Annotated in this window: 24 protein-coding genes, 1 pseudogene and 2 riboswitches; of the genes and pseudogenes, 14 read left to right on the forward strand and 11 right to left on the reverse strand. The window is 36.3% G+C overall.

Annotated features, from left to right (window positions below; translation table 11 throughout):
• Window positions 1-3: 3 nt before the first annotated feature.
• Window positions 4-1,488, forward strand: coding sequence for a glutamate synthase subunit beta (locus tag DS031_RS11305; protein ID WP_113806189.1), 1,485 nt, complete (start codon window positions 4-6; stop codon window positions 1,486-1,488).
• A gap of 78 nt (window positions 1,489-1,566) precedes the next feature.
• On the opposite strand, the gene DS031_RS11310 is transcribed toward DS031_RS11305, so the two are convergent.
• Window positions 1,567-1,887: a 2Fe-2S iron-sulfur cluster-binding protein gene (locus tag DS031_RS11310; RefSeq protein ID WP_113806190.1), complete on the reverse strand. Its 321-nt coding sequence runs from the start codon at window positions 1,885-1,887 to the stop codon at window positions 1,567-1,569.
• A 175-nt stretch (window positions 1,888-2,062) separates the two neighbouring features.
• On the opposite strand from DS031_RS11310, the gene DS031_RS11315 reads away from it, so the two are divergent.
• A complete protein-coding gene (locus DS031_RS11315) occupies window positions 2,063-2,416 on the forward strand; it encodes a YisL family protein (RefSeq protein WP_113806191.1) in 354 nt (117 codons plus the stop codon).
• A gap of 37 nt (window positions 2,417-2,453) precedes the next feature.
• Here DS031_RS11315 and DS031_RS11320 read toward each other — a convergent pair whose 3' ends face one another.
• The 5 genes from DS031_RS11320 to mtnK are packed head-to-tail and all read right to left on the reverse strand — an operon-like array spanning window position 2,454 to window position 8,390.
• Complete coding sequence (locus DS031_RS11320; protein WP_113806192.1) at window positions 2,454-3,473, reverse strand: ABC transporter permease; 1,020 nt, start codon at window positions 3,471-3,473, stop codon at window positions 2,454-2,456.
• Window positions 3,457-4,953, reverse strand: coding sequence for a sugar ABC transporter ATP-binding protein (locus tag DS031_RS11325; protein ID WP_113806193.1), 1,497 nt, complete (start codon window positions 4,951-4,953; stop codon window positions 3,457-3,459). Before DS031_RS11325 ends, DS031_RS11320 begins: the two co-directional genes overlap by 17 nt.
• Entirely contained in the window at window positions 4,953-6,101 is a 1,149-nt protein-coding gene (locus tag DS031_RS11330) for a sugar ABC transporter substrate-binding protein (RefSeq protein ID WP_113806194.1), read from the reverse strand. Before DS031_RS11330 ends, DS031_RS11325 begins: the two co-directional genes overlap by 1 nt.
• A gap of 25 nt (window positions 6,102-6,126) precedes the next feature.
• Window positions 6,127-7,176 (reverse strand): S-methyl-5-thioribose-1-phosphate isomerase, encoded by a 1,050-nt coding sequence (mtnA, locus tag DS031_RS11335; protein ID WP_113806195.1) that lies wholly within the window; start codon window positions 7,174-7,176, stop codon window positions 6,127-6,129.
• A complete protein-coding gene (gene mtnK, locus DS031_RS11340; RefSeq protein WP_113806196.1) occupies window positions 7,173-8,390 on the reverse strand; it encodes an S-methyl-5-thioribose kinase in 1,218 nt (405 codons plus the stop codon). Before mtnK ends, mtnA begins: the two co-directional genes overlap by 4 nt.
• A gap of 72 nt (window positions 8,391-8,462) precedes the next feature.
• Window positions 8,463-8,615: riboswitch (SAM riboswitch) on the reverse strand.
• Between the two features lie 270 nt (window positions 8,616-8,885).
• Between mtnK and DS031_RS11345 the strand changes: the two genes are divergently transcribed.
• The 7 genes from DS031_RS11345 to asnB all read left to right on the forward strand — a co-directional run bounded on the left by DS031_RS11345 (window position 8,886) and on the right by asnB (window position 17,311).
• Window positions 8,886-10,070, forward strand: coding sequence for a pyridoxal phosphate-dependent aminotransferase (locus tag DS031_RS11345; RefSeq protein ID WP_113806197.1), 1,185 nt, complete (start codon window positions 8,886-8,888; stop codon window positions 10,068-10,070).
• A gap of 67 nt (window positions 10,071-10,137) precedes the next feature.
• Window positions 10,138-10,238: riboswitch (SAM riboswitch) on the forward strand.
• Between the two features lie 80 nt (window positions 10,239-10,318).
• Window positions 10,319-11,554, forward strand: a complete 1,236-nt coding sequence (gene mtnW / locus DS031_RS11350) for a 2,3-diketo-5-methylthiopentyl-1-phosphate enolase (RefSeq protein ID WP_113806198.1) — start codon at window positions 10,319-10,321, stop codon at window positions 11,552-11,554.
• Entirely contained in the window at window positions 11,551-12,213 is a 663-nt protein-coding gene (locus DS031_RS11355) for a 2-hydroxy-3-keto-5-methylthiopentenyl-1-phosphate phosphatase (RefSeq protein ID WP_113806199.1), read from the forward strand. The genes mtnW and DS031_RS11355 overlap by 4 nt, the downstream gene beginning before the upstream one ends.
• 4 nt (window positions 12,214-12,217) lie before the next feature.
• A complete protein-coding gene (locus DS031_RS11360) occupies window positions 12,218-12,856 on the forward strand; it encodes a methylthioribulose 1-phosphate dehydratase (protein WP_113806244.1) in 639 nt (212 codons plus the stop codon).
• A 130-nt stretch (window positions 12,857-12,986) separates the two neighbouring features.
• Complete coding sequence (locus DS031_RS11365) at window positions 12,987-14,312, forward strand: FAD-dependent oxidoreductase (RefSeq protein WP_113806200.1); 1,326 nt, start codon at window positions 12,987-12,989, stop codon at window positions 14,310-14,312.
• A 13-nt stretch (window positions 14,313-14,325) separates the two neighbouring features.
• Entirely contained in the window at window positions 14,326-15,324 is a 999-nt protein-coding gene (locus tag DS031_RS11370) for a class I SAM-dependent methyltransferase (RefSeq protein ID WP_113806245.1), read from the forward strand.
• Window positions 15,325-15,451: 127 nt separating this feature from the next.
• Window positions 15,452-17,311, forward strand: coding sequence for an asparagine synthase (glutamine-hydrolyzing) (gene asnB, locus DS031_RS11375; protein WP_113806201.1), 1,860 nt, complete (start codon window positions 15,452-15,454; stop codon window positions 17,309-17,311).
• 23 nt (window positions 17,312-17,334) lie between these two features.
• On the opposite strand, the gene DS031_RS11380 is transcribed toward asnB, so the two are convergent.
• Entirely contained in the window at window positions 17,335-18,708 is a 1,374-nt protein-coding gene (locus DS031_RS11380) for an MATE family efflux transporter (protein WP_113806202.1), read from the reverse strand.
• 122 nt (window positions 18,709-18,830) lie between these two features.
• On the opposite strand from DS031_RS11380, the gene DS031_RS11385 reads away from it, so the two are divergent.
• From DS031_RS11385 to DS031_RS11395, 3 genes are all read left to right on the forward strand, one after another.
• On the forward strand, window positions 18,831-19,706 hold the full coding sequence (locus DS031_RS11385) for an AraC family transcriptional regulator (RefSeq protein ID WP_113806203.1): 876 nt from the start codon (window positions 18,831-18,833) through the stop codon (window positions 19,704-19,706).
• 378 nt (window positions 19,707-20,084) lie between these two features.
• Window positions 20,085-21,110, forward strand: coding sequence for a LacI family DNA-binding transcriptional regulator (locus tag DS031_RS11390; protein WP_113806204.1), 1,026 nt, complete (start codon window positions 20,085-20,087; stop codon window positions 21,108-21,110).
• Between the two features lie 206 nt (window positions 21,111-21,316).
• Window positions 21,317-22,078 (forward strand): alpha/beta fold hydrolase, encoded by a 762-nt coding sequence (locus tag DS031_RS11395; protein ID WP_113806205.1) that lies wholly within the window; start codon window positions 21,317-21,319, stop codon window positions 22,076-22,078.
• Window positions 22,079-22,171: 93 nt separating this feature from the next.
• Here DS031_RS11395 and DS031_RS11400 read toward each other — a convergent pair whose 3' ends face one another.
• The 3 genes from DS031_RS11400 to DS031_RS11410 form a co-directional block, all read right to left on the reverse strand.
• Entirely contained in the window at window positions 22,172-23,038 is an 867-nt protein-coding gene (locus tag DS031_RS11400) for an SDR family oxidoreductase (protein WP_113806206.1), read from the reverse strand.
• A 166-nt stretch (window positions 23,039-23,204) separates the two neighbouring features.
• Window positions 23,205-23,339: a DUF3941 domain-containing protein gene (locus DS031_RS11405; protein ID WP_113806207.1), complete on the reverse strand. Its 135-nt coding sequence runs from the start codon at window positions 23,337-23,339 to the stop codon at window positions 23,205-23,207.
• A 60-nt stretch (window positions 23,340-23,399) separates the two neighbouring features.
• Complete coding sequence (locus tag DS031_RS11410; RefSeq protein WP_113806208.1) at window positions 23,400-24,263, reverse strand: DegV family protein; 864 nt, start codon at window positions 24,261-24,263, stop codon at window positions 23,400-23,402.
• Between the two features lie 156 nt (window positions 24,264-24,419).
• On the opposite strand from DS031_RS11410, the gene DS031_RS11415 reads away from it, so the two are divergent.
• Window positions 24,420-24,911, forward strand: a complete 492-nt coding sequence (locus DS031_RS11415) for a BsuPI-related putative proteinase inhibitor (protein ID WP_113806209.1) — start codon at window positions 24,420-24,422, stop codon at window positions 24,909-24,911.
• Between the two features lie 173 nt (window positions 24,912-25,084).
• Here DS031_RS11415 and DS031_RS11420 read toward each other — a convergent pair whose 3' ends face one another.
• Window positions 25,085-25,537, reverse strand: coding sequence for a GNAT family N-acetyltransferase (locus DS031_RS11420; protein WP_113806210.1), 453 nt, complete (start codon window positions 25,535-25,537; stop codon window positions 25,085-25,087).
• A gap of 291 nt (window positions 25,538-25,828) precedes the next feature.
• Here DS031_RS11420 and DS031_RS24150 point away from each other — a divergent pair.
• Window positions 25,829-26,416, forward strand: a pseudogene (locus DS031_RS24150) (GDSL-type esterase/lipase family protein).
• Window positions 26,417-26,433: the final 17 nt, after the last annotated feature.

A 26,433-nucleotide genomic window follows, 5' to 3' on the forward strand; every position in this document is an offset into this window, starting at 1 on the left:
TTCATGGGGAAACCAACAGGATTTATGGAATATAAACGCGAGGTCGCCGAAGAGCGCGACCCGCTTCAAAGATTGTCAGATTGGAAAGAAGCTTATCTTCCGATGCCGGAAGATAAGTTAAAAAGACAAGGGGCTCGCTGTATGGATTGCGGTACACCGTTTTGTCATACAGGTATTATGCTGAATTATTCAGCTTCAGGTTGTCCGCTTCACAATTTAATTCCTGAGTGGAATGATCTTGTATATCGTGGACGTTGGAAAGAGGCACTTGATCGTTTATTAAAAACGAATAACTTCCCGGAGTTTACAGGTCGAGTTTGTCCTGCACCATGTGAAGGCTCCTGTACAGTAGCAATCAGTGATCCAGCGGTTGCCATTAAGAGCATTGAACGTGAAATCATTGATCGTGGATTTAACGAAGGATGGATGACACCAAATCCACCAAAAAAACGTACAGGCAAAAAAGTAGCGATTGTCGGGTCAGGTCCAGCAGGTCTTGCTGCGGCTGACCAATTAAATAAAGCGGGACACACTGTAACAGTTTTTGAACGTGATGATCGTATTGGCGGTTTATTAATGTACGGTATTCCTAATATGAAGCTTGAAAAAGAATTAATTGAGCGTCGTGTTAAACTGTTAGAAGCAGAAGGTGTGAACTTTGTAACGAATACTGAAGTTGGTAAAGATATTACAGCAGAAGAGCTTCGTAACGAGTATGATTCAACAATTCTTTGTACAGGTGCTCAAAAACAGCGTGACCTTCCAATTGAAGGTCGTCAGTTAAATGGTATTCATTATGCGATGGACTATTTAACATTAAGCACAAAGAACTTATTAAACAATAAATTAGACGATAAATCTGGCATTCATGCTGAAGGTAAAGACGTGATCGTAATTGGTGGCGGAGATACTGGAGCAGACTGTGTGGCAACGGCTTTACGTCAAAAATGTAAAAGTGTTGTTCAGTTTGGTAAGCACCCACAGCTTCCTGAAGAAAGAAGCTATGATAATCCATGGCCGGAATATCCGAAAGTCTTTACTGTAGAATATGCTTATGATGAAGCAGAAGCAAAATTTGGACGTGATCCTCGTGAGTATTCCATTATGACAACAAAATTTGTTGGTGATGAAAATGGGAATTTAAAAGAGCTTCACACAATCCAAATTGAAAAAGTAAAAGACGAAAATGGTAAAATTTCATTACGAGAAGTTCCAGGCAGTGAAAAAGTTTGGCCTGCAGATCTTGTCTTCATTGCAATTGGTTTTACAGGTCCTGATCAAGGCGTTATTCAACAATTTGCACTTGAAACAGATCAAAGAAGCAACGTTAAAGCTGAATACGGCAAATATACAACAAATGTTGAAGGTGTATTTGCTGCAGGAGACGTACGCAGAGGTCAAAGTTTAATTGTATGGGCAATTAATGAAGGCCGTGAAGCAGCTAGAGAATGTGATAAGTATTTAATGGGAGCAACAGTTCTTCCATAAAGAATAAAAAAGCCTGAATCACTTATTAAGTGATTCAGGCTTTTTTGAAAAGATAAGAATGGCTATGTAAAAAATATTTTACTCTGCCGGACGAGGTCCTGCATCTAAGCCGGAGCTTTCAACAGTCATTTTAGGTAAGACGGTTACATCTTCATTAACACGGCATTGACAGGATAAACGTAAGTCTTCTTCAACGCCTTTATTTGTGAATGCTTCTTTTTCAATATCTGCTAAAGGACCAAAATTTCCTTCAATTACTTCAACACGGCATGTTGTACATTTCGCTTTTCCACCGCAGCGATGTAAGATATTGATGCCGTTATCTTCTAAAGCAAGCGCTAACTTTGTACCTGCTTCCACTTCAAATGAGCCATGATCTGGCACTGTTACTTTTGGCATGTTATTTTACCTCCTAAAATAATAGATTGTTTATATTGAGTCTTTATATAGTTTATACCATTTTTAAGCAACTTTAAAACAATTCTCTTTTTAAAAATAATAATCTATTCTCAATCTTCATTTATTCATGGTATGATAAGAGACGGAAATAATTATAAAATGGGGGAAATGAATTATGCCTTATGCAGCATTTTTACATTCACACGTTTCATCGTGGGCGATTACACTGCTTTTATTTATTATAAGCTTTGCATTATTAAAAGCAGGTAAACAAAAGGGTCAAAAAATTACACATATGATTTTACGTCTTTTTTACATATTGACGGTCGTAACAGGCGCTGGTCTTTTATTTCAGTGGAAGTTTGATCCGATGGCATTATTAAAAGCTGTCCTTGCAATATGGGTTATTTCTGCCATGGAACTTATTTTAGTGCGTACAGCGAAAGGACAGGCAAAAGCGAGCTATTGGATTCAATTAGCTGTTTCATTAGTACTTGTGTTTATTTTAGGATACGGGGTATTAGGTTAAGAAAAAACACTGCTATCAAAGTGATAGCAGTGTTTTTTTATTGATTAATTTTGTTTTGAATATACATAATAGCAAGGGCGCCTACTAAGATTACGCCTTTAATAATGTCCTGAGCATAGTAGGGGACGTTCATCATTGTTAAACCATTTAAAAGGACACCGATTAACACAGCGCCAAAAAATGTGCCAATTACATTTGGCTTTCCTGCACCAAATACAGAAAATCCAATAAAAGCTGCAGCAACACCGTCCATTAAGAGCGGAGCACCCGCAGAAACTTGTCCTGTACCAATTCGTGCTGCAAGAACAATACCGGCAACAGCAGCGAAGAATGCACTGAATAAATAAGCGTACAAACGATAACGGTTTACTGGAACACCAGAAAGACGCGCTGCTTCAATATTCCCACCTGTTACGTATAGAAGTCTTCCTGTTTTTGTGTACGTTAAAAATAAATGGACAATGATTACTGATACAATCATTAAAATGGCTGGAAACGGAATAGAAAAAAGTTCTCCTTGTCCAATAAATAAGAAAGAAGGAATAAATTTTCCCGAAGCAATTGATCCGTCCTGCATCGGCATGTTGTTATAAATGGAATAGCCTTTTGTGTAGGTTAAATGAATGCCATTTATAATATACATAACAGCAAGTGTTGCCAGTAGATCCGGTATTTTTACTTTAATAACTAAAAAGGAATTGATTAACCCAATTAATAAGCTTATCACAATAGGAATAAGAAGGACGACTAACAATTCTTGGCGATACCATACAAGTGCTGCTGCACTTGTAACAGTTGCGATACTTGCTGTTGATCCAACCGATAAATCAAATCCTCCGACAATGAGTGAAAATGTTACCCCAATCGCGAGTAATGTGACAATTGAAATGGAACGTAAAATATCGGTAAAATTGCTGTAAGTTAAAAATCCCTCATTGATGATACTGAAAAAAACAATGGTAAATAAAATCACGAGCAATGTCCCGTATTTAAATAGAAAATCTGTAAATGAAATAGCTGGCTTTTGTATTTTACTCTGTTTAACGATTTGCTCCATTTTCTACACCTCCTGTTGCAGCGTGCATCATTTTTTCGTATGTAGCTTCATCTCTTGTAAATTCTTTTACAATTTCCCCATCATACATCACTAAAATGCGATCTGCGATATTTAGAATTTCATCAAATTCCCCAGAAAAGTAAAGGATCCCTTTCTTTTCCTCTGCAAGTCCTCGAATAAGTGCAAACACTTCTTCCTTTGCGCCAATGTCAATACCCTTTGTCGGTTCATCGAAAATAAACAAATCACTATTTATGTTTAACCATTTCCCAATCGCGACTTTTTGCTGATTTCCGCCGCTTAAGTGGCGGACCTTCGTAAAAGGAGAAGCAGTTTTTACAGAAAGCTTTTCAATTATTTTAACTTCTTCTTTTTGTTTATTTATGTTTACAAACCATTTTGAAAAGTTTGCAAGGGAAGGAAGCGCTAAGTTTTCAATCACTGAGAAGTCGACGAGCACACCTTCTTTTCGTCGTTCTTCAGGGACAAGTGAAATGCCTGCTACGACGGCTTGCTGTGGAGAAGAGACGTTTACCGCTTTATTGTGAAGAATTCTTGTTCCGACAGCTGGATCAGCTCCGAATAACGCTCGTGCTGTTTCTGTTTTTCCAGCTCCTACAAGGCCTGCAATGCCGATAATTTCACCTTTATGAACGGTTAAGTTAATTTGTTGTTTTGTCTTGAAAACACGCAAATTTTCAATTCTCAGCAGTTCTTCTGACGTCTTATAAGAACGATGATCGCTCGTTTTTGTCAGCGTTTTTCCGAGCATTGTTTGAATAATATCTTCAATTGTTAACTCTTTTGTTTCCGCCACTTCTACAACTTGACCGTCCCGCATAATTGTCAGGCGATCTGTAATTTCTTTAATTTCCGGCATGCGGTGAGAAATATAAATAATGCCAACATCTGCAGCTTTTAATTTCTTTATTACTTCAAAAAGCACTTTTGTTTCTTTATTGCTAAGCGGTGCTGTCGGTTCATCTAATATTAAATATTTTACATTTTGAGCGACAGCACGGGCGATTAAAATCAGCTGTTTTTCCTGTAACGAACATTGAGAAACAAGTTGATTGACATCCACATCGCAATGCACTTGAGCGAGAAGTTCACGAGCTTTTTGTTTTCGTTTTTTCCAAGAAATAAAAGCAGGACCGTCTTTTAGAAGGTGAAGGGTCACATTTTCAGCAACGGAAAGGGAGGGGATTAATGCCGTATCCACTTCCTGTACGACTATGCCAATGCCGTGCTTTAAAGCATCATCTGGTGAATTTATGTTGATTTCTACTCCGCTTAAAAGAATTTTGCCGGCATCTTTCTCATAGTCGCCGGCAAGAATTTTCATAAGTGTACTTTTTCCTGCACCATTCACACCTAAAAGGGCATGAACTTCACCAGGGGTTACAGAAAAAGAAACACGTTTTAAAACAGAAACGGAAGAGAATGATTTTTCAATGTCAACCATTTCTAATCGATTCATTATTTTTCACGTCCTTCAAGCGTATCCATCCAAGGTGAAACAGCTGCTTCAGAAGACCCCCATCCATTTACATAGTTACCAATTTCATTCATTGAAACAGGAGTATCTGGAAGCTGACTGCCTTTTACAAGGTAAGGATCAACAGAGTAAATTTCAGGTGTTTGTTCACCCGCTATTTTTTGGTAAGCAAAGCGAACTTGAATGCGTCCAATTTCAGATGGATCTGTTGCGGCTGTAGCAGTCCATGGGCTGTTTTTTTCCTGCATAAGCTGAAGATCTTCATCACTTAAATCAATTCCATATACTTTAATCTCATCTCGACCTGCTTGTTGAATTGCTTTTGTTGCCCCTTTTGCAAACTCATCCCATGTCGCAAAAACGGCATCAATGTCACCTTTATTTGGGTAACGCTGTAAAATAGCTTCCATTTGTGTTTGTGTATCAAGCGCCGTATTCGCTGAAGCTGTTCCGAAGCGAGCTGCTTCTTTAATGTTCGGATAGCGCTGCTTAAATGCTTCATAAATCACATTACGACGTTCCATTGGTGTAAAACCGCCAACCCAAACATAAACAATATTACCTTGACCGTTTAAATCTTGAGCAAGTGTTTTTAGAGAATTCCATGCAAGGTTGTAATCGTCTTGGTCAATAACGGTAACACCTGGTAAGTTTAAGTCATTATCAAAAGCAACGACTGGTATCCCTTTTTCAAGCGCCTTTTTTACACCAACTTCGAGGGCATCAGCACGCCCGTGATCAATTAAAATCGCGTCAACATCTTGATTAACTGCCGTATCTAATAATGAAGCCATTTTCGTTAAGTCATTGTCAGCATTATAAATTTGAACTTCGCCGCCAAATGCTTCTACTTGTTCCTTTACACCTTGAATATATTGAGAAGAAAATGTTCCGATTGATAACTGCATAATTGCAGCAATTTTAATTGGTTTGTTAAAAGCTTGGGGTACTTCTATTAAAGAAGAATCGTTTACAACTTCATCAGCTATGGTTTCTGTTTTTGTGTTTTCTTTTTGTGCTGCTTCTTCTGTATTTTCTGTGCTGCTTACTGCATCTTGTTCATTTGTGCATCCTGTAACAAATAGAAGTACTGCAAGGACCACTGTGAGTAATGGTTTCAATGCTGTCATGAGTCTTTCCACTCCTTAAATTCTTTTATCTATTTTTTATTTTTTGAAGCTCTTCTCCATAATTTCCTTTAATAATACCTTTTTCAGTAATAATCGCTGTTACATAGTCAGCAGGGGTGACATCAAAAGCAGGGTTAAACACGTTAATACCCTCAGGGGCAACGCGGGTTTCACCGATATATGTAACTTCTTCATGCGGGCGCTCCTCAATTGGAATGTCATCGCCTGTTTTTGTATCTAAGTCAATTGTTGAAAGCGGGGCTGCTACGTAAAATGGAATGCCGAGTGCTTTTGCTTGAAGTGCTAAGCCGAATGTTCCAATCTTATTCGCAACATCACCATTTGCTGCCACGCGGTCAGTGCCGACAATAACAGCGGCAATGTTTTTTGTTTTCATCACATGTGCGGACATGTTATCCGTAATAAGGGTAACATCTACACCAGCCTGCTGCAGTTCCCAGGCGGTTAACCGGGCTCCTTGTAAAACAGGACGTGTTTCATCCGCGTAAACGGACAATTGAATTCCTTGTTCTTTTGCTAAATAAAAAGGTGCAAGAGCTGTGCCGTATCTTGCTGTCGCAATTCCACCGGCATTGCAGTGGGTTAAAAGGATATCGCCATCTTTAAAGAGAGATAAGCCATATTCACCAATTTTGCGGCAGACGAGTTCATCTTCAGCTTGAATTTCTTTTGCTTCTTGTAAAAGAATCGTTTGTGCTTCTTCAACTGAACCCGCATCTTTACTTACTTCAAGAAGGCGGTCAAGCGCCCACATTAAATTAACAGCAGTAGGCCGTGAGTTTGCTAAGTAATCACGCTTAGTTTTTAATTCCTTTAAGAACGTTTCAACATTTGTTTCCTTAGAAGAAAGTGCCCAAAGAGCTAAACCGTAAGCTGCTGCAATTCCAATAGCGGGAGCGCCGCGGACTTGTAATTTATTAATGCTCTCCCATACGTCTTCAATTGTTGAAGCCGGATTAAATACACGTTGATGAGGGAGGAGCTGCTGATCAAGGATTAAAAGATGATCCCCTTTCCAACGCACGGATCGAATGAATGATTCTGTTATAGTCATGAATTTGCACTCCTTACTAATTCAACTAATTCTTTAACATTGGTAATATTTTGACGATTGAGAATAAGGCTGCGTCCAGTTTTTAAGGCTGCTCGCTTTGCTTCAAGTTGTGCATCTAGATTGGCAATGCCATCTAAATCTTCCACATGGGCAAGTCCAATTGTACGGCGAATAACTTTACATCCAGCAAATCCAATCGTATCTTCAAAAGTTACGGCTAAGACGTAATTGACGTAACCTTCCACATCAGCGAATTTTTCTACAGCAGATTCCTGCCAAAGAGCTGTAAACGTATTTTTAAATACTTGCCAAGTTTCTTCAATAACTTCGAGTAAATAAGCTTGAAACTCCTCACGTTTTCCAAGGTCTGCAATCCGCTTTTCTTGCGCAATGTAATTTAAAATAATGTTTGCAAAAAATGCCCCAATATCAAAACCACGAGGACCATAAAAAGCAAACTCTGGATCAATTACTTTCGTTGAATCTTCTTTTACAAACACACTGCCTGTATGAAGATCACCATGGAGAAGAGCTTCTGCATTTGTTAAAAACTTTTGTTTTAGTTTAGCTACTTCTAATTTAAGAGCTGAATCTTCCCAAAGTTCTGATACTTCAGGCTGCAGTTCTTGCGGATAATTATTTGTCTCACTTTTAAAGAAAGGATCCGTAAACACGAGATCTTCAGTAATTTGACATAACTCAGGATTTGTAAACTGAACAACACGTTTCTTTTTCTCCTGCGGCGAAAGAGCTGCATCAGATGTGGAAAATAACGTATATGCTAAGTAAGTGCCAATGTCATTTGCCAGATGAGGATATTGCTTTCCTTCAATTAGTCCTTTACGTAAAATAACATGATCAGATAAATCTTCAAGTACAGTTGCAGCAAATGTGTAGTCAATATCATAAACCTTTGGCACAAGATTAGGCACAAGCTTTTCTGCTTCCTGTAATGCTTCACTTTCAATACGAGCGCGATCCAGCGTTAGCGGCCAGCTTTCACCAACAACTTTTGCATAGGGAAGAGCCTGCTTAACAATTAATGTTTGATTAGTAGATTGGTCAACTAAACGAAAAACTAAATTTAAATTGCCATCGCCGATTTCCTCGCAGTGGACGCGGCTTTCTTTTGGAATCAAGCCTTTTTCTTTTACGAATGAAACAACGCTTAATAGTGTTAATGGTTCATAAGCTTCTATTTGACGAATTGACATGATCTATACCTCCTAAAATATTAAAAAGCCTCTTTCAAAAAGAAAGAGGCTTGAAGATTTTTAGCTTCACACCTCTTATCTTTCAGAAGAAACGATGTTCTCCTGTTGGACGTAGCACCGTGCCTTGAATAATCCAATAAATGGATGATTCCCGCTGATAAAGCGGCTTTTGGTCGGTTGCTGGGCTTCATAGGGCCAATTCCCTCAGCCTGCTCTTGATAAGAGTTTTAATTATTCAACTTTTTTGTAATGAATCGCTTGATGAAGATAATACATTGTTAGTGAATTGTTTGTCAATAGTTTTTTTGGGAAAATAATTTAACAGTATGACTAGCTAAAACAATCAGACTTTTTATATAGGAGTATCTTTACAATACTTTCATATCCATATATTATGAATTACGATGTACAATGAACAAATCGAGGATGATCTTTCTAATCGTTATCGTGAATTTACATAGAACATTTAAAAAATAATAGGTAGGTGTAAATACAATGAAGTCATTTAAAAGATCAGAGGCCCTTGAAAGGCTTCCTCAACAATTTTTTGCACAGTTAGCGGGAAGAGTAGAGCGATTCAAACAAGAGGGCCACGATGTGATTAATCTTGGACAGGGAAATCCTGATCAGCCAACACCGAGTCATATTGTCGAAACATTACGTGAAGCGGCGGCAAATCCTAATTACCATAAATACTCGCCATTTCAGGGTTATCAATTTTTAAAAGAAGCAGCGGCTGCCTTCTATAAGAGAGAATATGATGTTGAAATTGATCCAGAGACTGAAGTTGCGATTCTTTTTGGAGGAAAAGTAGGGCTTGTTGAAGTGAGTCAATGTTTATTAAATCCTGGCGATACCGCACTCGTTCCAGATCCTGGTTATCCTGACTATATGTCCGGCGTTGCAATGACAAATGCGAAGATGGAAATGATGCCTCTATTACAAGAAAATGATTTTTTGCCAAATTATACTAATATATCAAATGAAGTATTAGCTGCTGCTAAGTTGATGTTTTTAAACTATCCGAACAATCCTACTGCCGGTATTGCAACGAAAGGCTTTTTTGAAGAAACAATTGAACTTGCAAATCAGCATAATATTTGTGTTGTGCATGACTTTGCTTATGGAGCAATTGGCTTTGACGGAAAAAAGCCGGTTAGTTTCCTGCAGTTAGACGGGGCAAAAGAAGTTGGTATTGAGATTTATACAATGTCAAAAACGTACAACATGGCCGGCTGGCGTATTGGCTTTGCAGTTGGCAATCGGAGTGTAATTGAAAGCATTAATTTAATTCAAGATCATTTTTATGTAAGCCTGTTTGGCGGTATTCAAGAAGCAGCAGCAGAAGCACTGCTTGGTCCGCAAGATTGTGTCGAAGAACTTGTAGAGCTGTATGAAAAGCGCCGCAATGTCTTTATTTCAGGCTTAAAAGAAATTGGCTGGGAAGTAGAAGCCCCTAAAGGCTCATTTTTTGCATGGCTTCCTGTTCCCAAAGGATTTACCTCTACTGAATTTGCAGATTTATTATTAGAAAAAGCCCATATTGTTGTTGCTCCTGGGATTGGATTTGGCGAGCAGGGAGAAGGATATGTGCGCGTTGGACTGTTAAGTGATGAAGAGCGTCTGCTTGAAGCTGTCAACCGTTTAGATGGTTTAAAATTATTTTCAAAAAGCAGTTGACATCTTTTCTTATTACTGGCATAATCACAATTAATTTGAACAATAAAATAAAAAATTCGAAAAGTTACTCTTATCGAGAGCAGGCGGAGGGACTAGCCCTATGAAGCCCGGCAACCGGCTGTAAAAGTACGGTGCTAATTCTAACAGCAGTAAGCTGAAAGATGAGAGGAAGTGTGAATAGAAAGCTCCTTCCTCACAGGTAGGGGCTTTTTTAATAGGAATTATATATTGAGGAAGGATGATCTTTTTTGGTAACTGCAACATATTTAATTCATGATGTGAAAAATGATTTACACAAAAAAGCTGAAGCGATTGCCCTTGGATTAACGATTGGTTCGTGGACAGATTTACCTGAACTAGATAAAAAGCAGCTTGAGAAGCATAAAGGAGACGTTCTTGAAGTAAAAGTTCTTGATGAAGACTCCCGTACAAATCAATTTTTAAATAAGAAGCTTACAAAAGGAATTGTGAAAATTGCTTATCCTTCTGCCAATTTTTCTGCTGATTTACCAGCAATCCTTACCACCGTGTTTGGGAAGCTGTCACTTGATGGAGAAGTAAAATTAATTGATTTAGAGTTTGATGAGAAATTAAAGAAACATTTTCCTGGCCCTAAGTTTGGGGTAGAGGGAATTAGAGCAAAACTAAATGTATATGAGCGACCACTCTTAATGAGTATTTTTAAAGGTGCAATCGGAAGAGATCTTAGTTATCTTAAAAAACAGATGCGAAACCAGTTATTAGGCGGGATTGACCTTGTAAAAGATGATGAAATCTTATTTGAAAACCCGCTGACTCCATTTGAAGAACGCTTAAAAGTGAATCTTGAAGCCGTACAGGAAGTGTATCAGGAAACAGGACATAAATCACTTTATGCGATTAATTTAACCGGACGTACGTCTGAGTTAAGAGACAGAGCAAGAAGAGCGGCCGAACTTGGCGCAAATGCGCTATTGTTTAACGTATTTGCATATGGTCTTGATGTCCTGCAGGAACTTGCAGAGGATAAGCAAATTAACATTCCGATTATGGCGCATCCAGCGGTTTCAGGTGCTTTAACGACTTCACCGTTTTATGGGTTTTCTCATCAGCTTCTTTTAGGTAAACTATTACGTTTTACGGGTGCTGATTTTGTCTTGTTTCCATCTCCATACGGATCGGTAGCATTAGAGCGAAACGCAGCTCTTGGTATAAAGGAAGAATTATTAAAAGAAGACGGTTCTCTAAAAAGAGCGATACCTGTACCGTCAGCAGGCATTCATCCTGGACTGACCGAACATCTCTTTCATGATTTTGGTGTTGATTCGATTATTAATGCAGGCGGCGGTGTTCACGGTCATCCAAACGGGGCAGCTGCGGGCGGAGAAGCGTTTCGAGCAGCAATTGATGCGGTAGTTGCCGGTAAATCGCTTGATGAAAGTGACAATGAACAGCTTCAAATTGCTTTAAAACTATGGGGTTACAAGAAGGTGACGGTAGGATGAAAAAACCAGTTATTTTTTGTGACTTTGACGGAACGATTACGAAAAAAGATAATATTGTCATGCTGATGAAACAGTTTGCTCCTCCAGAATGGGACGAGCTAAAAGATAAAGTGCTTTCCCAAGAAATTTCAATTCAACAAGGAGTTGGAAAAATGTTTTCGCTGCTTCCAACTTCTAAAAAACAAGAAATTACAAATTATGTATTAGAACATGCTGAAATACGGGAAGGATTTGAAGAGTTTGTAGCTTATACAAATAAACAAAGCATTCCTCTTTATATTGTTAGCGGAGGCATCGATTTTTTCGTTAAACCAATGCTTGAGTCATTTGAGATTAATGGAAATATTTATTGCAATGAAAGTGACTTTACAGGGGAAAAAATAAAAATTATTTGGCCGCATTCTTGTGATGAACATTGTGATAATGATTGCGGCTGCTGTAAGCCAAGTATTATTCGTCAGTTTGATTCAGAAAACTATGAACGAATTGTAATTGGTGATTCTATTACCGATTTAGCTGGAGCAAAATTAGCTGACCATGTACTAGCAAGAGAATTTTTATTAGAAAAATGTCAGTCACTCAATTTACCTCACACTTCTTTTGAAACATTTTTTGATGTCATTGCGTACTTGGAAAAGCGGAAAGCAGGTGTGTTATAGGATGATGATTAAAGAAAGATGGAATGAATTAGCGGATATTAAAGATGAGCTTGCTGCTCGTGACTGGTTTCCGGGTACAAGCGGTAACTTATCAATTAAAGTAAATGATGATCCGCTTCAGTTTTTAGTAACAGCAAGCGGTAAAGATAAACGAAAACGTACAGAAGAAGACTTTCTACTTGTTGATGAACAGGGCAGTCCAGTTGAAACGACTCATTTAAAACCGTCAGCTGAAACATTAATTCATACAGAAGTTTATAAACGAAGTGACGCAGGCTGTTCGCTGCATGTGCACACTGTTGATAACAATGTGATTTCAGAGCTGTATGCAGAAGAAGGGGCGATTACATTTCGTAAGCTTGAATTAATTAAAGCATTTGGTATTTGGGAAGAAGATGCAGAAATTACTATTCCAATTGTCGAAAACTATGCCGATATTCCAAAGCTTGCAAAAGAAATTGGAAAATATGTAAATGAAAAAACGTTTGCTGTTCTTATTCGCAATCATGGGATCACTGTTTGGGGGAAAAACGGTTTTGACGCAAAAAAGCATTTAGAAGCATGTGAATTTTTATTTGGTTATCATTTGAAATTAAAAGCACATCAAGCATTTTTACAAACAAAGGCAGCACAAACAATTTAAAAGGTATTTTTGCTATGTTAAGAGAGGAACTGATGAATAGTTCTTCTCTTTTTCTTTTTTTATATGCTCATAAAAGTTTAAGAAATGAACGCGGGGGAAAAGCAACTAAGAAATCAAGGAGGTGAACACGATGTATGATGTGATGATTATCGGAGGGGGAGTTGCTGGGTTAATGCTTGCAGCAAAGTTAGCCCATTTTGAAATAAAGGTGCTGGTAATTGAAAAAGAGGAAAACAGCAGCAGCCTTTATAAAGGGGAGCTTCTCCAGCCTAAAAGCCTAGAAATATTTGATAAAGAAAAGCTGTTAGAAAAAGTGCTTCGTAACGGAAAAGAGCTTCCGACTGTTAATCTTGTGGAATTGCGCAGAAATAGTGATCATTCGTTCACGAAACTATCTGAAAATCAGTTTCAATATGATATTCTACCTTCTCTTTACCATTCAGCTGTCATGATTCCTCATGAAGTATTAAAAACACTTTTATTAGAGGCTGCTAAATCTTCTTCATACTTTCATTATCTTAGACCTGCAAAATTTCTAGGGTTTTCTCATGAAGATGAAGAGCAAGAAAAAAAAGCCCGCATAAGAATAGCAAATGAGGAAAAGCTGATATCCGCACGCTTTTATGTAGGAGCAGAAGGAAGGGCCTCAGTGATGCGAAAAGAAATGAATGTGAAAAAGAAAGAGCATACATATAATCATCATTTTTTAACGGTTTCCTTTCCGAGACCGCCGAATCTTCAAGAGTCGATGCTGATTTCAACACAGCATCGCTTTCTCGGGTTATTTCCTCTTCCAAATAACGAGGTGCGGACCGTGCTGTTAATTAAACCTGAGGAATATAAGCAGATGAGAAGAGAGGGACTGGAGAGCTTTTATAAAATCTTTCATGAACTAATGCCGGAGATGAAAGGTTATGTTGATCAAATACGTTCTTGGAAAAAAATACAGCTGATGATTCCGGTAAGGCACAATGTATCAAAGTATGTGAAAGACAATTGTCTGCTTATGGGTGATGCCGCCCATAGTGTTCACCCAATGGCAGGGGAAGGGATGAATCTTGCTATTCAAGATGCAGACGTATTAGGAGAACTGTTTAAATGGATGTTTAAAACGAAGCGTCTTACAAACAATCAGCTGCTTTGGTATGAAAACGTAAGAAAACCAAGAGTCGAATTCTTATCGCTTTTAAGTCATCAAGCTGCACTTCTCTATTCATTTCCTTATAAGTGGTGGCAGAAGGTAAGAATTAGAGGTATTCAGGCGACCGAAAATAATTCGCTCCTCCATTTTAAGCAGATGCTAAATACATCTGGCTTAGGAATATGGTACTTTTCTCTAAAGGACCGTCTCAAACAACTAAATATAATTCCGTATTTTGTAAATAAAGAGATCAAAAATCAGAAGTCTTATTTTTTTACAGAGGAAGATGATTATCCATGGCTTTATTATAGATAAAGGAGGAACAGAGATGCTTCAAGAGTGGCTGCGTTTATGGCAGGCAAGAAAGTGGATGAAAAGCAACGAGAAGTTTCTTTATACATGGCATGCTTATGTTGGATATTCTATGCATTTATTTGATTTATTTTTAAAGGGAAGAACCGTTCAAGACGCTGTATCTAGTCAGCATTTAGATGAAAGTTTATTAAAAAGATGGGTTGATGTTGGCGTTGCAATTGGACATCTAAAAAGAAAGAGAAATGGAAAAATAAAAACGAGAAAAAAAATGAGACAATCTTTATCCAAAAGCAGTCATCATTCTGTAGGGGCGCTTTTAAAAGAAATGATGGAGCTTCATATTCCTAGTTTATTATCTTATCCAGAATTATTACAAGGAGAGAAGAAAAATCGTTTCTCAGAAGGTCATTTTGCTTCTACAGTGGCCGAAACATCAACAATACTTGAACGGTTAGTTTTTCCAAAAGTATATCGCTGGATCAAAAAAAACAACATACAAACTGTTATTGATTTAGGGTGTGGCTATGCTGGTTATTTAATGCGTCTAAGCGAAAAACGTTCAAACATGGAGCTTGTTGGAGTAGAAGTAAATGAAGAAGTATGTAAAGAAGCGAAAAACCGTATCAATAGTAACAAATTTAACAATATTTTCTTATATCAAAGTGATTTAAGAGATTGGCAGTATAATAAAAAGGTAGACATGGTAATGTTAAATAATCTTCTTTATTATTTTCCCCAAAGCGAAAGAGAATGCTTATTTGAAAAAGCTTATAAATTGACAGGAGAAAACGGAACAATTGGCATTATTACCCCGTTAGATGCTCCTAACCACGGTCAAGCATTTTCAGCAGCATTTAACAGCTTTATGAACGCTCATGAAAATTTATATCCACTTCCAACTATAGAGTCAATGAAAGCTGATGCAAAAAAACACGGATTTAAAATAAAAAAAATTCAGCCAGTTATTAAAGAGGGTGGTTGGTATTTTATTTGTTTCGCAAAAAATAGGTGAATGATTAAGGTTTTCTTTACATGAAACGCTTTTATATTCGCCTTCTTTGAAGCTTGTCTATACATGTGCTCGTTATCACCTGCATACAATAAATTATTAATTAGAGTTTGTGAGAGGGTGAATACTTATGTGCGGTATAACAGGCTGGATCGATTATCAGCGGGATTTAACAAAGGAAACAAAAACAATAGAAAATATGGCTAAGACACTTACAAAGCGTGGTCCTGATGCATCAAATATTTGGTCATCAACACATTGTTTATTTGGTCACAAAAGATTAGTTGTTGTAGATCCTTCAGGTGGAAAGCAGCCGATGACGAGAGCAAAACAAGAAAAAAAATATACAATTTGTTATAATGGAGAACTTTATAACACAGAAGATATTCGCAGTGAATTATTAAAGAGAGGATATCGCTTTCAGTCACATTCTGATACCGAAGTTTTGCTAACTTCTTATATTGAGTGGCAGGAAAATTGTGTGAATTATTTAAATGGTATTTTTGCTTTTACAATTTGGGATCATCAATATAATAAGCTGTTTGCAGCACGTGATCGTCTTGGTGTTAAACCATTTTTTTATAAAGAACAAGGCAGCAGCTTTTTATTTGGTTCAGAAATTAAAGCGATATTAAAACATCCTGACGTAAAAACAGAACTTGATCGAGAAGGTTTGCAGGAAGTATTCGGATTAGCACCTTCAAGAACACCAGGTCACGGAGTATTTAGAGGGATGAAGGAACTGAGGCCTGCTCACGCATTAACTTTATCTAGAGAAACTGGCTTAAAGATTTGGCGCTATTGGAATGTGAAAAGCGTCGAACATCGTGAGTCATTAGATGATACTGCTTCACATGTTCGTTCACTATTTACTGATGCAGTTGAGAGACAGCTAGTTTCCGATGTTCCAGTTTGTACGTTTTTATCAGGTGGAGTAGACTCTAGTGCAATCAGTGCTATTGCAGCAAAATACTATAAAGAAAAAAGAAATGAAACGCTTCATACATTTTCAATTGATTATGTAGATAATGATAAATACTTCAAAAAAAGTGATTTTCAGCCAAATGCTGATGGTCCCTATATAAAGAAAATGACAGATAGTCTTGGAACGATTCATCACTCTTTAATTATTAATACAGAGCAGTTAGTAGATCATCTAAAAGAGTCGGTTTATGTGAGGGACTTACCCGGGATGGCAGATGTTGATTCCTCACTGCTTTGGTTTTGTAAAGAAATTAAAAAACATGCGACAGTAGGATTATCAGGAGAATGTGCAGACGAAATATTTGGCGGTTATCCATGGTTCCATAAGCAGGAACTTTTTTATTATGACGGATTTCCTTGGATGCGTTCTTTAAAAGCACGTGAAGAACTTTTAAAGCCTGAGTGGCAGCGTACGTTAATGCTTGAACAATATGTAAATAGGCGCTATCAAGAAACTGTGAAAGAGACACCAAAATTAGATGGCGAAGAAAAAGTAGAAGCGCGAAGAAGAGAATTATTTTATTTAAACTTACTATGGTTTATGACGACATTATTAGACCGGAAAGATCGAATGAGTATGGGAGCTAGTTTAGAAGTACGTGTTCCATTTTCTGATCATCGTATTGTCGAGTATGTGTGGAATATTCCGTGGAAAATGAAAATGATTGATGATCGGGAGAAAGGTATTTTACGTAGAGCTTTGCAAGGTGTACTGCCTCATGAGGTGCTTTATCGTAAAAAAAGTCCTTATCCAAAAACACATAATCCTCATTATACGAAAGCAGTTAGAACATGGCTGCTTGATATTCTCAAACAAAATAATAGTCCACTTTTAGAATTCTTTGACAGAAGCAAATTAGAGCAAATTGCATTAACAGACGGACAATCGTTTAAAGTTCCTTGGTTTGGGCAGCTTATGACAGGTCCGCAATTAATTGCATTTTTAGCGCAGCTTCATTTTTGGTTAGTTGAATATAATATAAATGTAATAGACCGGCCTGTATAAAGGTTGGTCTATTACATTTGGAACTATGTAGTAATTTCGATATTCGTTTTTTTCTTATTAATAAAGGACATTTGAATCCAAACTTTTGAACGCCAGCGCCATAACATTAATAGACCGCGAAGCCATTCATCGGCAATAAAGGAAATCCAAATACCAATCAGTCCTAAGTCACAAGGGATGGCAAGAAAGTAAGCAATGGGTACACCGATAAACCACATGGATAATATCCCGATATACATTGGAAACTTTACATCTCCAGCAGCACGCAGTGAATTAATGACAACAAGATTAAATGCTCGGCCTGGTTCCAAAACAATAGTTAAAATCATCAAGATAATACCCATTTCAATAATTGTTGAGTTATTCGTAAAAATAGACAGAAGCGGCTTTGAAAAGACTGCAAAGATTAAAGCAAGTGTAAATGACATAACCATTGCAATTTTTAAACTTTTTAAACATCGTTCATAGGCTTCTTCATGTTTACCGGCACCAACTTGGTGACCGACCATAATTTGAGTTCCTTGTCCGACAGCAATCGCAAATAGAAAAATAAACATCATAATATTTTGCGTATAAATTTTTGTTGTAATGGCAGCAGTACCAAGAAATGTAATAAAGAACATAATAAGCATTTGAGAAGTATGATAAGATAATTGCTCTCCAGCTGAAGGAAGCCCAATTTTGAGTAATTTTTTTACATGCTCTATTTTCAGTTCAATTAGTAATTTAAATGGAAGAGGTTCAGAAATTCGAATAACTAATAAAAAGACGATAGCAATTAAGCCAATACAGCGACTTACAACTGTTGAAATTGCTACTCCTGTTACTCCTAGTTCTGGAAATCCAAATGCTCCAAAGATTAATAAATAATTTCCAATAATGTTTAATACATTCATACCGACTGTTACAAACATGGCGTCCTTAGTAAAACTATAGCTTCTTAAACTAGCACCAATCGTCATAAAGATCCCTTGAATAAATGTAAAGCCTCCAACGATTTGTAAATAAATAATCCCTTGATCAAATAATTCATTTGGTAAATTCATTACGCGGAGAAAAACATCCCCAAAAAAGATAAAACAAACGCTTAACAGCAGGCCAAGGAGAAAGTTTACTCCAAGGGAGACAATGGTAATTTCACCGGCTGCTTTTTCATTATTTGCGCCTAAATTTTGTGCCACAAGAATTGAAGTGCCTGTTGCTACAAATCCAAAGATGACAATCATAATAAACAACAGCTGATTGGCAACTCCAACTGCCGCAACAGCATTATCATCATATTGACTTAACATAAGGGTATCTGCATTCCCCATTATCATATGAAGAAATATTTCAATAAAAATCGGCCAAGTTAATGTAAAAAGAGTGAGGTTTTTGTCAGTTTTTTTGTTTTTCATTTGATCAACCTTTCTACTTTTGAATCAATATAGTCACTAGTTTACTTAGATTTTGGTATGATAAAAAGAGATAGAAACGATATGAATTGTAAAATCCCGACATAGCAAAAGGAGTGTTTATAATGATTAGCTTTCATATCCCGCCATTCCCAACATTTATAAAAGGAGCTGAAGGTGTATTTCGAAAAGGGGATAAACACTTTAAACGTACATTCAGCGTATTTGACTTTATATATGTAAAGTCTGGGACGTTACACATGACCGAAGATAAACAAGCGTATTCCATTTCAGAAGGAGAGTATATTATTCTTTTGCCAGGATTAGAGCATTTTGGTCATCAAGTTTGTGCAGAAGATACATCCATTTATTGGCTTCATTTTTCAATGGATGACTATCAAATTGTAAATAAACAAAGCATAGATTGGTCTGATATTATTAAGCGTGAAAGTTCCTTTACAGAGTCAGATTATTTTAATTTCTATCTTCCTCGTTATGGAAAATTTCAATCAAAAATGGCGCTCGAACAGCAGTTAAAAAGTTTAATTGCTTTAAATAAAGTGGCAAGTCCTGAAGAAAGACTGAAACAACAAACATTGTTTTATGATTTTATTATTCAATTACAAAAGGATGCCATTCATATCCCGTCTGCTGCTGAACAAGTAACGAGTAAGGTAATTGAATATCTGCAAAAAAATTATCATCAATCCATTAAAATGGACGATTTATCAAAGGCACTGCTTTACCATCCCGATTATATTGTACGTTCAATGAAAAAAACAATCGGCATTTCACCGATGCAGTATTTAACTCAATATCGTCTATTTATCGCGAAACAGGAATTAGTGAATTCCAGCAATAAAATTAGTGCCATTGCTAACAAAATTGGTATTGATGATTCTGCTTATTTTTCGAAGCTGTTTAAAAAAGAAGTGGGCGTGAGTGCGACACAATATCAGCGTCTTTCAAAAAGAAAAAATAGCCTAGAAAAACAAAACTAGGTTGTTTTTAACATTATTTGCTGTGTTAACAAAAACATGCAAGCGATTGTTCTGATTTGTTGTGTAATATTTAGTCTGTATAGGAAGTTTTACAGCGATTTGTTTTGTAATGGTTTAACAGGACTGCTAATGACAGCAAAAGATAAGGTTTTCTGTTTTTTATAATAATTATGTTATATTAATTAACTGCTAAAATTAGATACATAGTGTAACATTTTTAAAATTATTCATCTTTTATTTTTCAAAAAACTGTATTTTATCAGCGGAATCGTTTACAATTGCAGTTGAAGCAAAGGGTTAAGCGTTTAATTTCATTTAGAGATACTTTCGAAAAAATATAAAAAACTTTTTATTGGAGTGTGTGGAGGAGGGCCCGGCATGGCAGTAACGATAAAAGATGTAGCAAAAATGGCAAATGTTTCACCATCTACTGTTTCAAGAGTAATTGCGAACAACCCGCGCATAAGTGAAAAAACAAAAAGACGTGTACGCGAAACGATGAAACAGTTAGGTTATCATCCGAATTTTCATGCAAGAAGTTTAGCAAATAAAAGTACAGATACAGTGGGTGTAGTTATGCCTAGTGCTGCCCATAATGTTCTGCAAAATCCTTTTTTTCCTGAGGTTTTAAGAGGGATTAGTACAAAGGCATATGAAAATCGTTATGGATTATATTTATCAACTGGAACAACAGAAGAGGAAATTTTTGAGGAAGTGGTTACAATGGTGCAAGGGCGGCGTGTCGATGGAATTATTCTATTGTATTCCCGTGTCGATGATCAAATAATGAATTATCTAGAAGAGGAACAGTTTCCTTTTACAGTGATTGGTAAACCATATATTCATGCTGAACGCATAACACATGTGGACAATGATAATTATTACATTGCAAAGGAAGTAACCGATTATTTAATTCAGCTTGGTCATGAGCGAATTGCCTTTGTAGGGGGAAATTTAGATTTAGTTGTCACACGTGATCGGATGCGTGGTTATCAACAAGCATTAATTGAGGCAGAAATCCCTTTTCATGATGAATATACAATCCATGAAAAGTTTCTTAAGGAAGGTGGAAGGGATGCGATTGCTGAGCTGTTATCTTTAGATCAGCCGCCAACAGCACTTGTCGTTTCAGATGATTTAATGGCTTTTGGTATGCTGAGTCACCTTGATAATATGAATGTAAGAGTTCCAGAGGATATTTCAATTATTAGCTTTAATAATATTATGTTATCGGATTATTCAAGGCCTCCATTAACATCTGTTGATATTAATATTTTTCAGCTTGGATTTGAAGCAGCAAATTGTTTAATTGAAAAAATTAAACATCCTAATGCGCTGCCAAAGCGGATTACAATTCCAGCAAAAATGATCAAAAGACAATCTTGTTATCTATTAAAAAGTTAAAGAAACTATTCATTTTAACAAACAAGTTTGCATAGAGATAAGATAACACTGCATGAAGAAAAATCCATCTTGAGCAAATTCTCCCCTAAATCATATACTAAATAGGATTTCAACCATTTGTTTGCATAATGAGGTATGGATCGTCCAAAAAAACCTCAAACTAGTTCGTGTGGTAAAAATATACAAACAAAAAGGGCGGTTGAATAATGTTTGTCTATGATGATATTGGAAAAGGGGAGCCTTTAGTGTTCATTCATGGTTTAGGTTCACGAAAAGAGGCTTGGAAGTCACAGCATGAACTTGCAAGCAGATTTCGATTAATTATTCCAGATTTAAGAGGACATGGCCAGTCACCAATCAAAAAAGAATTAACAGTTAAAAATTTTGCAAACGATATCATAGCATTATTAAACCATTTAAACATTCGCTCAGCACATATTTGCGGCCTTTCGCTTGGGGGAATTGTTGCCCAGCAAATATACCGAAATAGTGCTGACAGAGTAAAGTCTTTGATTCTTTGTAATACGGTTTCTTATATTCCTCCAGCCTTAGGGAAACTAGCAGTTCGAAAGCGATTAGACTCAATTTCCAGACTTTCAGAAGAAGAATATATAAATTTAACTGTTTATAACTGTTTATACAATAAAGTAAATCCAAAAATGATAGCGGATACAAAGAAAGCTTTTTTAATTCATAAAGAAACCTATATTAAATCAGCAGAAGCCGCTGTTGGAAAAAATTTCATTCCAATGCTGCCGTTTATTTCAATTCCTGTTTTAGTTATAGGAAGTGCAGAAGATCATGTGACACCTGCGATGAATGCCATGCAAACTCATTTATTAGTACCCCATTCGAAGTTAGTTATCTTTGACAAAACAGGACATATTTCTAATATTGAAAAAAAAGAAAAATTTAATCAAATTGTAGATGAATTTTTAGGCGGAATTAAAAAAGAAGAAATTTGTTAGCACATAAAGGGGAGAGGAATTATTTTAAGAAGTATGACGCTCTGGCATACTTCTTTTTTAACTATTTTAATTAAAATAACGCAGCTTTAAAAACTAACCATTTACGATTCTCCCTCCGTTTACATGAAGAACTTGACCTGTCATGTAGGAAGAATCATCAGAAGCAAGGAATACATAACTAGGAGCCACTTCTTCAGGCTGACCTGCACGCTTCATCGGTGTATTTCTTCCAAAAGAAGCAACTTTTTCTTTACTAAATGTGGAAGGGATTAATGGTGTCCATATCGGACCAGGTGCTACCCCGTTTACACGAATCCCTTTTTGAACAAGTGACTGTGATAAAGAACGAGTAAATGTAGTAATGGCTCCTTTTGTAGCGGAATAGTCAATTAATTGATCATGACCAAGATATGCTGTAATTGAAGTAGTGTTAATAATCGTACTTCCTTGTTTTAAATGTTTTAAAGCAGCTTTGGTTAAGTAAAACATTGAAAATATATTGGTTCGAAATGTATTTTCAAGCTGTGTTGATGTAATAAATTCAATCCCATATTGAGGATGCTGTTCAGCAGCGTTGTTAACTAAAATATCAAGTTTGCCAAATTTATAAATTGTTTTTTCAACTACTTGATTGCAAAACGTTTCATCTCCAATATCACCAGAGAGAAGAATACATGTTTTTCTTTCCTCCTCAACCTGCCGTTTTGTTTCCTCTGCATCTTCATGTTCATTTAAATAAACAACTACTACATTGGCTCCCTCTTTTGCATAGGCAATTGCGACAGCGCGTCCAATGCCGCTGTCTCCACCTGTAATAATTGCAACTTTCTCTTTCAATTTACCGCTTCCAACATAGGCTGTATCTTCTGAGATTGGCAGGGGAGTCATTTCCGATTCTATTCCAGGCTGATGGTTTTGATGCTGGGCTGGTTGACCTGCAGGATAATATTCATTACTCATTTCTATCATACTCCTTAAACTTCAGCATAATAATCTGTTTCATTTCCATATCATAATCGAATTGCAGGAAATTATGCGCTTTTTGATAATTTAAGCTGTAGAGAACAGATGCAGAAACAAATGATAAAACAAATGCAAAATGAGCCCGATCAGGCTCATTTTGCATTTAAATATGATCTGTTTTTTTAGAGTATTGGCGCTCTCCACGCTCTTCTGCATTTCGTTCCCGCAAGTTGTTTTTTTGTTGGCGTACAGCATTACCGTCAACCGGTTTTTTGTTATTGTCTTTTGTAGTAGACATAAAATACCTCCAGCATAAAATGTTTGGTTCATTTCTTAACATGAACAAATGATGGAGCGTTTATTCTATAGATAATTGATTAAAAAAGAAAACTCCAAGTGCTCCTGGTCCTACATGAGCGCCAACGGCACTGCCGATGGTGTGAATAATAAAAGAATGACAGTTTGTTTTTTCTTCAATCAATTTTTTTAAATGATCTGCTCCTTCAGAATTATCTGCATGGACAATAATAATAGTTTGTTCTTCCAAGTTTTCCCCACGTTCAGTCATCAATTCTAAAATTTTGGTGTAGAGTTTTTTTTGACCTCTTACTTTACCCACGGGGTGGATTTTACCTTGAGGAAGCGTTAAAATCGGCTTTATATTAAGCAATCCTCCGATCACTGCTGAAGCTTTACTTAAACGACCGCCGCGGTATAAATATTCCACATTATCAACGGTAAAAATGTGTTCAATATGATTACGGACATGATTTAATTTTCTTTCCATATCTTCTAGGTTGTTATTAGCATGCGCGAGTTCTGCTGCATATTTAACAAGAAGTCCATGTCCTCCTGAACCTGCATAAGAATCAATAACGGCAATAGAAGCGTTCGGAAATTTTTCGAGAACTTCTTCTTTCATTAACACAGCCGTTTGGTATGTACCGGATAATTTTGAGGACATGGCAATAAAAATAATAGGATGCTGTTTTTCAGCATAAGAAGTAAAGGTTTCTTGAAGTCTGTATGCGGGTGCTTGTGCTGTTTTAGGTACTTTTTCATTACGCATGGCATCATATACGTCATTTGATTGAATCGTTTCTTTGTCAAAATACTCTTCATTTTCTAAATTTACGACTAATGGCACCATGTCGATTTCATACTTTTCCAAAAATTCTACAGGAAGATCACAGCTGGAGTCTGTAATAATTTTGACCTGCATTTCTTCACCTACTTTTTAAGTTTTAGTACAAGCTTTTATTTAAAGTGTAATCGTAACTTATCATGAAATCAATGAGGATTTATGCAAAAGTGAAACTATTATTGATTTTAGGCAGTTATATATCATATAGTGAAAAAATAAAAGGTAGGTGATTTCATGCGTTTTTTCTTTTTAGTAATCATAAGTGGGCTGATTTTAATAAGCGGATGTGGAACAAATTCCAGCCAAAACACTAACAATGGAGAAGTAGAAGAACATGCAAGTTTAGAGGAAGTGCAAACATTCGTTGAAGCAAAACAAGAAAAACAAGCGCTCCACATTACACTTCTTCTTCAAAATAATAGTTCAGAAGATGTAAAATTAACTTTTTCGAGTGGACAGCAATTTGAAATTATCGTTTTAAATGACAAGAATGAAGAAGTTTATCGCTTTTCAAAGGATAAAACATTTACTCAAGCCATTGAAACGAAGGTCCTTAAAGAGGGTAGTCAAATGAAATGGCATGATGTTTGGAAAACCTCAAATGTGCAGACTGGCCCTTATCAAATAAAAGGACAGATTACAATAAGTGAATCCTCTCCGAAAATAAGCGCGGACAAATTATCCGATGAAATTTCCATACAAGTAGAAGAGAATGAAGTAAATTAATACTTGAACTATTTGAACAAAGTGCAAACGATGGCAGCCATACAAATCAGCTGTTTATTTCCTTAGAGTTACTTTAATCATAAAAAGCCAATTTTAGTGCTAGCACTAAAATTGGCTTTTTATTTATGGGTTTTATTGAAGCAGCTGCTTTTCAATTTAAAAAATGATGTTTATTAAAAAGTGAAACCATACCGTTTAGAAATAATGTCATGAAATCCTAAAGAATTATATAAGTGCTTTGTAACAGAGTTGTTAATTCCTGTTTCAAGTTCAATTCCTTTTAATCCTTCTTTTTCAGCCCAGTGAATAACATGAAGGAGAATTTTTTTTGCAATCCCGCGATTACGATGCTCATTATGAACAAAAAGGTCGTTCAACCAAATATATTTTCCGCCTTTTTTTAAGCTAATGCCAATATTAAAAAAAGCTAGTCCTAAAATTGATCCTTGCTCCTCTGCTACAACAATTTTTGATAAGGAACCTTCCTGTAGTGATTGTTGAATCCCATTTAATAATGTGTGATAAGTTTCTTCTGTGTGAGTACGAGTCATTTGCTGCATTAATAAATCAGCAATCTTTTTTTGCAGTTCATCATCTGCTTGTGCTGGAACCTCATAAATCTTCATGTTTGGCCCTCCTGTTTCTCCCAAAAAATAATAAATCACTCTATAGCACATTTTAACTGATAGAGAGTAAAAATTTAATACAAAAATAATTTTTTATAGAAAAAATGAAACTTTTTCGATTATTGTTCGTCTAATAATAAAGAAGATCTATATAAAGTTAAAATCAATCCTTAAGTTGAAGCTGTATAAATTTAAACAAAGCAAGTTAATATTATCTGTACATAATTTATTAATAAGCATCGAAATTATGTAATAACCACTAAAGTCACAGAAAGAAGGGAGAGGAACAAGATGCCTACATTGGTTTGTTTTGGAGATAGTATGACTGCAAAAGAAGTAGATACGAATGGTACATTACGGTTTACGTCAAGAGTTCGGGAAGAATTAGAAGAGTGGACAGTTATTAATGCAGGTGTCCCGTGTGAAACGACAAGAACAGGTCTTGCTCGGTTTCAAGAAGATGTGTTAAGTTATAAGCCTGATCTTGTTACGATTTTATTCGGAACATTTGATAGTCATGGAAACAAAAGAGTGGATGTTTATGAATTTTAAAAAAATTTAACTTACATGGTTAAAAAACTTTCACCTAAAAAGGTCATATTAATTAGCCCCTCTCCTGTAAACGAATACGCCGTCAATACTCCTAGAAAAAATGCTGCATTATATCAATATGCCCATGCTGTTGAACAAGTCTCTTTAGAAACAGGCAGTTATTTTATTAATCTTTGGACAATAATGGCAGCAAAGGAGCAATCAAAAGTATTAAAGCATGATGGCGTTCATTTTAATGAAAAAGGTTATCGTATATTATCAGAGGCGGTAATTACAAAAATAAACAACATTTCTAGTACTAAAGGGCGAAAAAAAATTGCGAAATAAGTTTTCGCAATTTTAAG

It is taken from the genome of Bacillus taeanensis (assembly GCF_003318295.1).
Lineage (GTDB): Bacteria > Bacillota > Bacilli > Bacillales > UBA6769 > Maribacillus > Maribacillus taeanensis.

Bases quoted from the DNA above. Each gene is read 5' to 3' on its own strand.
- DS031_RS11305 (WP_113806189.1), top strand. From the start codon at position 4: ATGGGGAAACCAACAGGATTTATGGAATATAAACGCGAGGTCGCCGAA.
- DS031_RS11310 (WP_113806190.1), bottom strand. From the start codon at position 1,887: ATGCCAAAAGTAACAGTGCCAGATCATGGCTCATTTGAAGTGGAAGCA.
- DS031_RS11315 (WP_113806191.1), top strand. From the start codon at position 2,063: ATGCCTTATGCAGCATTTTTACATTCACACGTTTCATCGTGGGCGATT.
- DS031_RS11320 (WP_113806192.1), bottom strand. From the start codon at position 3,473: ATGGAGCAAATCGTTAAACAGAGTAAAATACAAAAGCCAGCTATTTCA.
- DS031_RS11325 (WP_113806193.1), bottom strand. From the start codon at position 4,953: ATGAATCGATTAGAAATGGTTGACATTGAAAAATCATTCTCTTCCGTT.
- DS031_RS11330 (WP_113806194.1), bottom strand. From the start codon at position 6,101: ATGACAGCATTGAAACCATTACTCACAGTGGTCCTTGCAGTACTTCTA.
- mtnA (WP_113806195.1), bottom strand. From the start codon at position 7,176: ATGACTATAACAGAATCATTCATTCGATCCGTGCGTTGGAAAGGGGAT.
- mtnK (WP_113806196.1), bottom strand. From the start codon at position 8,390: ATGTCAATTCGTCAAATAGAAGCTTATGAACCATTAACACTATTAAGC.
- DS031_RS11345 (WP_113806197.1), top strand. From the start codon at position 8,886: ATGAAGTCATTTAAAAGATCAGAGGCCCTTGAAAGGCTTCCTCAACAA.
- DS031_RS11355 (WP_113806199.1), top strand. From the start codon at position 11,551: ATGAAAAAACCAGTTATTTTTTGTGACTTTGACGGAACGATTACGAAA.
- DS031_RS11360 (WP_113806244.1), top strand. From the start codon at position 12,218: ATGATTAAAGAAAGATGGAATGAATTAGCGGATATTAAAGATGAGCTT.
- DS031_RS11365 (WP_113806200.1), top strand. From the start codon at position 12,987: ATGTATGATGTGATGATTATCGGAGGGGGAGTTGCTGGGTTAATGCTT.
- DS031_RS11370 (WP_113806245.1), top strand. From the start codon at position 14,326: ATGCTTCAAGAGTGGCTGCGTTTATGGCAGGCAAGAAAGTGGATGAAA.
- asnB (WP_113806201.1), top strand. From the start codon at position 15,452: ATGTGCGGTATAACAGGCTGGATCGATTATCAGCGGGATTTAACAAAG.
- DS031_RS11380 (WP_113806202.1), bottom strand. From the start codon at position 18,708: ATGAAAAACAAAAAAACTGACAAAAACCTCACTCTTTTTACATTAACT.
- DS031_RS11385 (WP_113806203.1), top strand. From the start codon at position 18,831: ATGATTAGCTTTCATATCCCGCCATTCCCAACATTTATAAAAGGAGCT.
- DS031_RS11390 (WP_113806204.1), top strand. From the start codon at position 20,085: ATGGCAGTAACGATAAAAGATGTAGCAAAAATGGCAAATGTTTCACCA.
- DS031_RS11395 (WP_113806205.1), top strand. From the start codon at position 21,317: ATGTTTGTCTATGATGATATTGGAAAAGGGGAGCCTTTAGTGTTCATT.
- DS031_RS11400 (WP_113806206.1), bottom strand. From the start codon at position 23,038: ATGAGTAATGAATATTATCCTGCAGGTCAACCAGCCCAGCATCAAAAC.
- DS031_RS11405 (WP_113806207.1), bottom strand. From the start codon at position 23,339: ATGTCTACTACAAAAGACAATAACAAAAAACCGGTTGACGGTAATGCT.
- DS031_RS11410 (WP_113806208.1), bottom strand. From the start codon at position 24,263: ATGCAGGTCAAAATTATTACAGACTCCAGCTGTGATCTTCCTGTAGAA.
- DS031_RS11415 (WP_113806209.1), top strand. From the start codon at position 24,420: ATGCGTTTTTTCTTTTTAGTAATCATAAGTGGGCTGATTTTAATAAGC.
- DS031_RS11420 (WP_113806210.1), bottom strand. From the start codon at position 25,537: ATGAAGATTTATGAGGTTCCAGCACAAGCAGATGATGAACTGCAAAAA.